The organism is Pseudomonas sp. MCal1 (assembly GCF_026341415.1).
Lineage (GTDB): Bacteria > Pseudomonadota > Gammaproteobacteria > Pseudomonadales > Pseudomonadaceae > Aquipseudomonas.
Window position 1 is genome coordinate 75,824 of sequence record NZ_JAKUMP010000003.1, and the last position, 10,618, is coordinate 86,441.

Consider the following 10,618-nt stretch of genomic DNA (forward strand, 5'->3'; position numbering starts at 1 on the left):
AGGGATGATTTGTCAGCCCTGCGTTAGAAGGCTGTAATCAGTGCACATTCTTCCCCTGCCGGAAGAACACAAAAACAATAACTGTCCTTCTGCCCCCGCCGGGCGCAGAAAAGGAGTGCACGATGCAACCCACTGCAAAAGCTCTGCTGGCCCTCACCTGCATGACCCTCAGCAGCGTCAGCCTTGGCGCCCAGACCCTGACCATCGCCACCGTCAACAACAGCGACATGATCCGCATGCAAAAGCTCTCGAAAACCTTCGAGACCGAGCATCCGGACATCAAGCTCAATTGGGTGGTGCTGGAAGAAAACGTCCTGCGCCAGCGCCTGACCACCGACATTGCCACCCAGGGCGGTCAGTTCGATGTGTTGACCATCGGCATGTACGAAGCTGCACTCTGGGGCGCCAAGGGCTGGCTGGAACCGATGAAGGATCTGCCGGCCAGCTACGCACTCGACGACGTGTTTCCGTCGGTGCGTGAAGGCCTGTCGGTCAAGGGTTCGCTGTACGCCTTGCCGTTCTACGCCGAAAGCTCGATCACCTATTACCGCACCGACCTGTTCAAGGACGCCGGCCTGACCATGCCGGAGCGTCCGACCTGGGAGCAGATCGCCGGCTTCGCCGAGAAACTCACCAAAAAGGACAAGGAACAATACGGCATCTGCCTGCGCGGCAAGGCCGGCTGGGGCGAGAACATGGCGCTGATCACCACCGTGGCCAACGCCTACGGCGCGCGCTGGTTCGATGAGCAGTGGAAACCGGAATTCAGCGGCCCGGAATGGAAGAACGCGCTGAACTTCTACGTCGACACCATGAAGAAGTCCGGCCCGCCGGGCGCCTCCAGCAACGGTTTCAACGAAAACCTCGCCCTGTTCAACAGCGGCAAGTGCGCGATCTGGGTCGATGCCAGCGTCGCCGGATCGTTTGTCACCGACAAGACCCAGAGCAAGGTCGCCGATCACGTCGGCTTCACCTACGCGCCGCATCAGGTCACCGACAAAGGCTCGGCGTGGCTGTACTCGTGGGCGCTGGCGATTCCGACCAGCTCCAAGGCCAAGGACGCCGCCAAGGAATTCAGCGCCTGGGCTACCTCCAGGGAGTACGGCGAACTGGTCGCCAAGACCGACGGCATTGCCAACGTACCGCCGGGCACTCGCGCCTCGACCTACAGCGAGGCCTACATGAGCGCCGCACCGTTTGCCAAGGTCACGCTGGAATCGCTGAAAGCCGCTGATCCGAGCAAACCGACCCTCAAGCCCGTGCCGTACATCGGCATTCAACTGGTGACCATCCCTGAATTCCAGGGCATCGGCACCCAGGTTGGCAAGCTGTTCTCGGCCGCGCTGATCGGCCAGACCTCGGTCGACCAGGCGCTGACCGCTGCGCAACAAACCACCGAACGCGAGATGAAGCGCGCGGGTTATCCGAAGTAACCCGTAAAGCTCGCTCCTGCCTCCTGTGGGAGCGAGCTTGCTCGCGAAAGCGGTGTTTCAGTGAAACATTTGTTGTCTGACACGACGCCTTCGCGAGCCAGCTCGCGCCCACCGGGGATCTCCATAGGTCTGTATGACTCGGTTGTGATCACCATGAATACTTCAACTGCCAAAGCCCACATCGACCTGTCGCAGCCCCGGCGCAAAAGCCGCGTGGCCAATCCCGGCTGGTTCCTGGTCAGCCCTTCGGTGGCCCTGTTGCTGCTGTGGATGATCGTGCCGCTGGGCATGACCGTCTATTTTTCGATGATCCGCTACAACCTGCTCGACCCCGGCGTAAACGAGTTCGTCGGGCTGGAAAACTTCACCTACTTCCTGACTGACTCAGGCTTCATGCCCGGCGCCACCAACACCCTGCTGCTGGTAGGCAGCGTGCTGCTGATCAGCGTGGTGTTCGGCGTGTTGATCAGTGCGTTGCTGGAGGCCAGTGAGTTCTTCGGTCGAGGCATCGTGCGGGTGATGCTGATTTCGCCGTTCTTCATCATGCCCACGGTCGGTGCGCTGATCTGGAAGAACCTGATTTTCCATCCGGTGTCCGGGATCCTCGCCTACATCTGGAAGCTGTTCGGCGCGCAACCGGTGGACTGGCTGGCCCACTACCCGCTGCTGTCGATCATCATCATTGTCTCGTGGCAATGGCTGCCCTTCGCGATCCTGATCCTGATGACCGCCATGCAGTCCCTCGACCAGGAACAGAAAGAAGCCGCCCGCCTCGACGGCGCCGGCCCGATCGCGATTTTCTGGCACCTGACTTTGCCGCACCTGGCACGTCCGATTGCCGTGGTGGTGATGATCGAAACCATCTTCCTGCTGTCGGTGTTCGCCGAAATCTTCACCACCACCAACGGCGGCCCCGGTTACGCGTCGACCAACCTCGCCTACCTGATCTACAACCAGGCGCTGGTGCAGTTCGACGTCGGCATGGCCTCGGCCGGCGGCCTGATCGCCGTGGTCATCGCCAACATCGCCGCGATCATTCTGGTGCGGATGATCGGCAAAAACCTGACTGACAAAGCCTGAGGCCTGCCATGACTCTTCAACAATCCCGCCGGCTGCAAAGCCTGCTGCTCGGCACGCTGGCCTGGGCCATCGCGATCATCATTTTCTTCCCGATCTTCTGGATGGTGCTGACCAGTTTCAAGACCGAAATCGACGCCTTCGCCACACCGCCGCAGTTCATCTTCACGCCGACGCTGGAGAACTATCTGCACATCAATGAGCGCAGCGACTACTTCAGCTTCGCCTGGAACTCGGTGGTGATTTCCTTCAGTGCCACGGCTCTTTGCCTGCTGATCGCGGTGCCGGCAGCGTACTCGATGGCGTTCTACGAAACCCAGCGCACCAAGGGCACGCTGCTGTGGATGCTCTCCACCAAGATGCTGCCGCCGGTGGGCGTGCTGATGCCGATCTACCTGCTGGCCAAGAGTTTCGGCCTGCTCGACACGCGCATCGCGCTGATCGTGATCTACACGCTGATCAACCTGCCGATCGTGGTCTGGATGGTTTACACCTACTTCAAGGACATTCCCAAAGACATCCTCGAAGCCGCCCGCCTCGACGGCGCCACCCTCGCACAGGAAATGCTCCGCGTGCTGTTGCCGATCGCCAAGGGCGGCCTCGCGTCGACCGTGCTGCTGTCGCTGATCCTGTGCTGGAACGAGGCGTTCTGGTCGCTGAACCTGACCTCGTCCAAAGCCGCGCCGCTGACCGCGCTGATCGCTTCCTACTCAAGCCCTGAAGGATTGTTCTGGGCCAAGTTGTCGGCCGTCTCGACCCTGGCCTGCGCGCCGATCCTGATCTTCGGCTGGATCAGCCAGAAACAACTGGTGCGCGGCCTGTCGTTCGGCGCCGTCAAATAAGAATTCGCAAGAGGAGCGCCACCATGGCCAACCTGAAAATCAAGAATCTGCAAAAAGGCTTCGAAGGTTTCTCCATCATCAAGGGCATCGACCTTGAGGTGAACGACAAGGAATTCGTGGTGTTCGTCGGCCCGTCGGGCTGCGGCAAATCCACCCTGCTGAGACTGATCGCCGGCCTTGAAGAAGTCAGCGGCGGCACCATCGAACTGGATGGGCGCGACATCACCGAAGTCAGCCCGGCCAAGCGTGACCTGGCGATGGTGTTCCAGACCTACGCGCTGTATCCGCACATGACTGTGAAAAAGAACATGTCGTTTGCCCTCGATCTGGCCGGTGTGCCGAAGGCTGAGGTCGAAAAGAAAGTCGGTGAAGCGGCGCGGATTCTCGAACTGGGCCCGATGCTGGAACGCAAGCCGAAACAGTTGTCCGGCGGCCAGCGTCAGCGTGTGGCCATCGGTCGCGCGATCGTGCGCAACCCGAAAATCTTCCTGTTCGACGAACCGCTGTCCAACCTCGACGCCGCCCTGCGGGTGCAAATGCGCCTTGAACTGCTGCGCCTGCACAAGGATCTGAAAGCGACCATGATCTACGTGACCCACGATCAGGTCGAGGCCATGACCATGGCCGATAAGGTGGTGGTGCTCAATGGCGGCAAGATCGAGCAGGTCGGTTCGCCGCTGGAGCTGTATCACAACCCCGCCAATCTGTTCGTCGCCGGCTTCCTCGGCACGCCGAAAATGGGCTTCCTCAAAGGCCAGATCGCGCGGATCGATGGCGCGAGCTGCGAAGTTTCGCTGGACGCCGGCACTCGCATCACCCTGCCATTCAACGCGTCGAACCTGAGCGTCGGCAGCGCCGTGACCCTGGGCATTCGCCCGGAACATATGGAACTGGCGCAACCGGGCGACTGCACCCTGCAAGTCACTGCCGACGTCAGCGAACGGCTGGGCAGCGACACCTTCTGCCACGTCAAGACCAACGCCGGCGAAGCCCTGACCATGCGCGTGCGCGGCGATCTGGCGAGCCGTTACGGCGAACAACTGAACCTGCACCTGGACGCTGCCCACTGCCACCTGTTCGATGCCGACGGCGTGGCGCTGACCCGCCCGCTGCGCGCGGCTGCCTGATTTCGAGACTGACCCGATGAAACTGAACAAGCAAAACCTCAACCGCCTCGCCGCCGAAGTAAAACTGCCGGCCTACAGCCTCAGCGACACCCGCCAGGGCATCGCCCACATTGGCGTCGGCGGTTTCCACCGCGCACATCAGGCGTATTACACCGACGCGCTGATGAACACCGGCGAAGCGCTGGACTGGGCCATTTGCGGCGTCGGCCTGCGCGCCGAAGACCGCCGCGCCCGCGACGACCTCAAGGAACAGGATTACCTGTTCACCCTGTTCGAACTCGGCGACAGCGACGACACCGAAGTCCGCGTCATCGGTGCGATCCGCGACATGCTGCTGGCCGAGGACAGCGCTCAGGCGCTGATCGAAAAACTCGCCGACCCGCAGATCCGTATCGTCTCGCTGACCATCACCGAGGGCGGCTACTGCATTGATGACAGCAACGGCGAGTTCATGGCGCACCTGCCGCAGATTCAGCACGACCTGACTTACCCGCAACAGCCGAAAACCGTGTTCGGTTTCCTCTGTGCCGCGCTGGCCAAGCGACGTGCGGCAGGCATTCCGGCGTTCACGGTGATGTCCTGCGATAACCTGCCGCACAACGGCGCCGTCACCCGCAAGGCCCTGCTGGCCTTCACCTCGCTGCTGGATCCGGACCTGCGTGACTGGATCGACGCCAACGTCAGCTTCCCCAACGCGATGGTCGACCGCATCACCCCCATGACCAGCACTGCGCATCGCCTGCAACTGGCGGACAAACACGCCGTCGACGACGCCTGGCCGGTGGTCTGCGAACCCTTCGTGCAATGGGTGCTGGAAGACAAATTCGTCAACGGCCGCCCGGCCTGGGAAAAGGTCGGCGTGCAATTCACCGACGATGTTTCGCCCTACGAAGAAATGAAGATCAAACTGCTCAACGGCAGCCATCTTGCACTGACTTATCTGGGCTTTTTGAAGGGTTACCGCTTCGTTCACGAAACCATGAACGACCCGCTGTTCGTGCGTTATATGCGCGCCTACATGGATCTGGACGTGACCCCGCAACTGGCGCCGGTGCCGGGCATCGACCTGACCGACTACAAGAACACGCTGGTGGCACGGTTCTACAATCAGGCGATTGCCGATCAGTTGGAGCGGGTTTGTTCGGATGGTTCGTCGAAGTTTCCCAAGTTCACCATTCCAACGATCAATCGGTTGATTGCCGACGGACAGGAGACCAAACGAGCGGCGTTGGTGGTGGCGGCCTGGGCGCTGTACTTGAAGGGTGTGGACGAGAATGGCGACACTTACTCGATTCCGGATCCTCGGGCGGCGTTCTGTCAGGGGTTGGTGGCGGAGGATGCTTTGATCACTGAGCGGTTGTTAGGGGTTGAAGAAATCTTCGGTACCGCGATACCGCGCTCGAAGGAGTTTGTGGCGGCGTTTGAATGGTGCCTGAACAGCTTGCGCGAAGAAGGCGTGACTCGCACCCTCGAACACCTGTTGACCTGATCGTTCCCACACTCTGCGTGGGAATGCAGCCCGGGACGCTCCGCGTCCCTCGATCTGTGTGGAGCGCACATGACAACACAGCAACTGTTCCTCGGCATCGACTGCGGCACTCAAGGCACTAAAGCCATCATCCTCGACACTGTCAGCGGTCAGGTCCTCGGCCAAGGCGCCGCCGCCCACACGATGATCAGCGGCGCCAACGGCCGTCGCGAGCAAGACACCGCGCAATGGCTGGAGGCCTTCGCCCTCGCCACTCGCCGTGCCCTGCTGGCAGCGAAAGTGGACGGCCAGTCGATCCTCGGCATCGGCGTTTCCGGTCAGCAACACGGCCTGGTGCTGCTCGACGAGCAAGGCCAGGTCCTGCGTCCGGCCAAGCTCTGGTGCGACACCGAAACCACGCCTGAAAACGATCGCCTGCTGACTCACCTGGGTGGCGAACAAGGCTCGCTGGAGCGTCTCGGCGTGGTCATCGCGCCGGGCTACACCGTCTCCAAACTGTTGTGGACCAAGGAAAAGCATCCAGAGGTGTTTTCACGCATCGCTCGGATCCTGTTGCCCCACGACTACCTGAATTTCTGGCTCACCGGCCGTGCGTGCAGCGAATACGGTGACGCATCCGGTACCGGCTATTTCAACGTGCGCACCCGCCAGTGGGATTTGCAGCTGCTGCGTGACATCGATGCCAGCGGTCGCCTGCAATCCGCGCTGCCCGAGCTGATCGACGCCCATCAAGCAGTCGGCACGATCCTGCCCGCAATCGCCGAACAGTTGGGCATCAACCCCGATGCATTGGTGTCCAGCGGTGGTGGCGACAACATGATGGGCGCCATCGGCACCGGCAATATTCAGCCGGGGGCGATCACCATGAGCCTCGGTTCTTCCGGCACGGTGTACGCCTACGCCGAAGCGCCAAAGGTCAGTCCGGACGCGTCGGTCGCGACCTTCTGCTCCTCCAGCGGTGGCTGGCTGCCGCTGATCTGCACCATGAACCTGACCAACGCCACCGGCGCGATCCGCGAACTGTTCAACCTTGATCTCGATGCCTTCAACGCTTTGGTGGCCCAGGCCCCGATCGGCGCTGACGGCGTGAGCATGTTGCCGTTCCTCAACGGCGAACGCGTGCCACCCCTTCCCCACGCCACTGGCAGTCTGCATGGGCTGACGATCGATAACCTGACGCAAGCCAATCTTTGCCGCGCGGCGGTCGAAGGCACCACCTTCGGCCTGCGTTATGGACTGGATCTGTTGCGCCAGAATGGTTTACAAAGCCGCAGCATTTGCCTGATCGGCGGCGGCTCGAAAAGTGCGGTGTGGCGCCAGATCGTCGCCGACATCATGAACACCCCGGTGATCTGCACCGAGCAGAGCGAAGCCGCTGCCCTGGGCGCGGCGATTCAGGCGGCGTGGTGCAAGTCGTGGTCGAACGGCCACGAAGACACCCTGGCCGACCTGTGCCAGCGCTGCGTGAAGCTCGACCTGAACAGTGAAACCCTGCCGGTTGCCGCGAATGTCGCGGCGTTCCAGCAGGCCTATGAACGCTATCGACTGCATGTCGCAACCTTATAAAGAGCAAACAACTATGTACCTGGTGTGTGGCGAAGCGCTGTTCGATTTCTTCAGCGATGACGATGCCGGCGGGCAGGCCTCAAAAGTCAATTTCAAGGCGATTGCCGGTGGCTCGCCGTTCAACGTGGCGGTGGGGTTGCGCCGGCTGGGCGTGGATTCGGCGCTGTTCGGCGGGTTGTCCACCGACTACCTCGGCCGGCGCTTGCAACAGGTGCTGCAGGATGAGGGCGTACGTCCGGACTATCTGGTGGATTTCGCTGCGCCGACCACATTGGCGATGGTCGCGGTGGGCGCCAATGGCTCGCCGCATTACAGCTTCCGTGGCGAAGGCTGCGCCGATCGCCAGTTGAGCCTGGCACACCTGCCAACGCTGGGCCCTGAGGTGCGCGGTTTGCACTTCGGTTCCTTCTCGCTGGTGGTGCAACCGATTGCCGATACCTTGCTTGCGCTGGTGCAGCGTGAAAGCGGCAAGCGCCTGATCAGCCTTGACCCGAACGTGCGCCTCAATCCGGAACCGAACATCGACCTGTGGCGCGAACGAATCGCTACGCTGGTGCCGTTGGCAGACTTGATCAAAGTCAGCGACGAAGACTTGAGCCTGCTGTACCCCGAGCAGGACCCGCAGCGCGTCATCGAAGGCTGGCTGCAGCATCGTTGTCAGGTGGTGTTCCTGACCCGTGGCGGTGAAGGTGCGACGGTGTTCAGCCGCGCTCACGGCTCATGGTCGGTGCCGGCGAACTCGGTGAAGATCGCCGATACCGTCGGCGCCGGCGATACCTTCCAGGCCGCGTTGATCACCTGGCTGACCGAGCATGAGCTGGATTCGGTGGAAGGCGTTCAGCACCTGAGCCGCGAACAGATCGACGGCATGCTCGGGTTTGCCGTACAGGCCGCCGCCCTTACATGCAGTAAAACGGGTCCGGATTTGCCTTATCGCCACCAGTTGAGCTGACCGCGTAGACTGGCGCCCTTTTTTGCACGACGGGATGACGGCTTTTGAATTCGGGGCGTACGGTTGGACTTTTGGTATTGGCGGCACTGCTGACCGGTTGCGGAACATCGCCACCGCGTTCGCCGGAAAACCTCTGCGAGATTTTCCGCGAAAAGAGTGATTGGTACGACGCGGCGCAAGTCACGCAAAAGCGCTGGGGCGTACCGATCCAGGTGCCGTTCGCGATCATGTATCAGGAGTCCGGCTACCGCTACGACGCCAAGACGCCGCGCAAATACCTGCTGTGGGTGATCCCGTGGGGCCGGGTTTCGACGGCCTCTGGCTATGCGCAGGCCAAGGATGAGGTCTGGTCCGATTACCAGAAAAGCACCGGCCGATATGGCGCCGATCGCGAAGACTTCGACGACGCCATCGACTTCGTCGGCTGGTACATGGACAAGACCACCTCGATCAACGGCGTGTACAAGTACGACGCCTACAACCAGTACCTCAACTACCACGAAGGCTGGGGCGGTTTTCGCCAGAAGACCTATGCCAGCAAGGCGTGGCTGATGCCGACTGCGCGCAAGGTGCAGAACCGCTCGGACATGTACGGTCAGCAATACGCGGCGTGCAAGGATGATCTGAATCGCGGGTTCTGGAGCCGGTTCTGGCATTGGCTATAGCGGTAGCCATGAAACCGCATTCGCGAGCAAGCTCGCTCCCACAGGGATTTAGAGTGACCACAATTTAGTGAGCACCCGGGAAACCTGTGGGAGCGAGCTTGCTCGCGATGGCGTCAGCTCAGACACCGCCGACCTATGGGTTACAACACCGAAAAGTTGTAACTCACAATCAACCGGGTCTCATCCACATCCCGGGCAAACTTCTCGTAGTTGGTACGGTAAGTCGCATTGCGCAAACGCAGGCTGACATCCTTGAACGTCCCGGTCTGAATCACATACTTCAACTCGCTGTCGCGTTCCCACTCTTTGCCTTCCTGATCGCTGCCCGGCACCTTGACGTGATCGCCGTTCACGTAACGGGTCAGGAAACTCAGGCCATTGATGCCGATGGCCTTGAAGTCATAGTCATAACGCAGCTGCCATGAACGTTCCTGCGCGGCGGCGAAGTCGTTGACCTGCACGTAGTTCACCAGATACGGGTTGCTGCCATCCAGATATGGCATCGAGTTATCGCCATTCATGCGCTGCCAGCCGGCGCTGAAGGTGTGGCCGCTGATGCCGTAGGACAGCATTGCGCTCAAGGCACGGTTGTCGATGGAGCCGGCCTTGGCATCACCGCTGTCGGCGCTCTTCAGCAAACGCAGATCGGCTTTCAGCACGCCGTCACCCAGCGGCTGATTGGCCAGCAGACCCACAAAGTGCTGGCGATAGATGTCTTCCAGCTCGGCGTAGTGATACTGCGCAGTCAGGCGATCGTTGATCTTGTAGTCGAAGCCGTACATGTCGAAATGATCGGCGGTGGTGTTGCAGGCATAGCGCTTGTTCTTGCAGTGCACGCGGATGTCTTGCGAATCGGTCGAATCCCGCGCGGTGTATTTGTCCAGACGCGCGGCCATGAAGGTCAGGTCCTTCACCTCCTTGGAGGTCAGCATTGCCCCGTTGAACATGGTCGGCAGCAGGCGACCGTCGTTGTACTTGAGCAGCGGCAGATCCGGCAGCAGCGCGCCGTACTTCAGCACGGTGTCCGAGACTTTCACCTTGGCGGTCAGGCCCATTTTTGCGTATTGGCCTTTCGAGCCGCGCGGGTTGTCGCCGCTGGAGGGCAGCAGGCCGCTGTTGCTGCGATCAGGGCTGGAATCGAGCTGGAAGCCCGCCATGCCCAGCGCATCGATACCGAAACCGACAGTGCCTTCGGTGTAGCCCGATTGCAGATTGAGAATGAAGCCCTGCGCCGACTCTTCGCGCTTGGACGCGCCCTGATCATTGGAGGTGTGCCCATCACGGAAATCACGGTTGAAGTACACCGTGCGCGATTCGATCTTCGCCGTGGTGTCTTCGAAAAAACCGCTGGCCTGGACCTGCGCGGTAAAACCGGCGCACAGCACAAAGGCTCCGAAGCCAAGCGACTGGCGCGGGGTGATGAGGGGAAATGGGGGACGCATTGAAAACTCCAACAGGGCAACGATT

9 protein-coding genes are annotated in these 10,618 nt (G+C 61.0%); 8 read left to right on the forward strand and 1 reads right to left on the reverse strand.

Going from position 1 to position 10,618, the window contains the following annotated elements; all coding sequences use genetic code 11:
- The first annotated feature begins 122 nt into the window (after positions 1-122).
- From MKZ87_RS06170 to MKZ87_RS06205, 8 genes are all read left to right on the forward strand, one after another.
- Positions 123-1,433: an ABC transporter substrate-binding protein gene (locus MKZ87_RS06170; protein WP_085696236.1), complete on the forward strand. Its 1,311-nt coding sequence runs from the start codon at positions 123-125 to the stop codon at positions 1,431-1,433.
- A 153-nt stretch (positions 1,434-1,586) separates the two neighbouring features.
- The gene (locus tag MKZ87_RS06175) at positions 1,587-2,513 is read left to right on the forward strand and encodes a carbohydrate ABC transporter permease (protein ID WP_085696464.1); all 927 of its coding nucleotides are present in this window, start codon (positions 1,587-1,589) and stop codon (positions 2,511-2,513) included.
- Between the two features lie 8 nt (positions 2,514-2,521).
- On the forward strand, positions 2,522-3,352 hold the full coding sequence (locus tag MKZ87_RS06180) for a carbohydrate ABC transporter permease (protein ID WP_007957423.1): 831 nt from the start codon (positions 2,522-2,524) through the stop codon (positions 3,350-3,352).
- A 23-nt stretch (positions 3,353-3,375) separates the two neighbouring features.
- Complete coding sequence (locus MKZ87_RS06185) at positions 3,376-4,479, forward strand: ABC transporter ATP-binding protein (protein WP_266200422.1); 1,104 nt, start codon at positions 3,376-3,378, stop codon at positions 4,477-4,479.
- 16 nt (positions 4,480-4,495) lie between these two features.
- The gene (locus MKZ87_RS06190; RefSeq protein WP_266200423.1) at positions 4,496-5,968 is read left to right on the forward strand and encodes a mannitol dehydrogenase family protein; all 1,473 of its coding nucleotides are present in this window, start codon (positions 4,496-4,498) and stop codon (positions 5,966-5,968) included.
- 69 nt (positions 5,969-6,037) lie between these two features.
- Positions 6,038-7,534 carry a xylulokinase gene (gene xylB / locus MKZ87_RS06195; RefSeq protein ID WP_085703025.1) on the forward strand — a complete coding sequence of 499 codons (1,497 nt, stop codon included), beginning with the start codon at positions 6,038-6,040 and terminating at the stop codon, positions 7,532-7,534.
- Between the two features lie 13 nt (positions 7,535-7,547).
- Entirely contained in the window at positions 7,548-8,486 is a 939-nt protein-coding gene (locus MKZ87_RS06200) for a carbohydrate kinase family protein (protein WP_085703026.1), read from the forward strand.
- A 44-nt stretch (positions 8,487-8,530) separates the two neighbouring features.
- The gene (locus MKZ87_RS06205; RefSeq protein ID WP_085696242.1) at positions 8,531-9,151 is read left to right on the forward strand and encodes a hypothetical protein; all 621 of its coding nucleotides are present in this window, start codon (positions 8,531-8,533) and stop codon (positions 9,149-9,151) included.
- A 140-nt stretch (positions 9,152-9,291) separates the two neighbouring features.
- Here the strand turns inward: MKZ87_RS06205 and MKZ87_RS06210 are convergent, their stop codons facing one another.
- On the reverse strand, positions 9,292-10,593 hold the full coding sequence (locus tag MKZ87_RS06210; protein ID WP_085696243.1) for an OprD family porin: 1,302 nt from the start codon (positions 10,591-10,593) through the stop codon (positions 9,292-9,294).
- Positions 10,594-10,618: the final 25 nt, after the last annotated feature.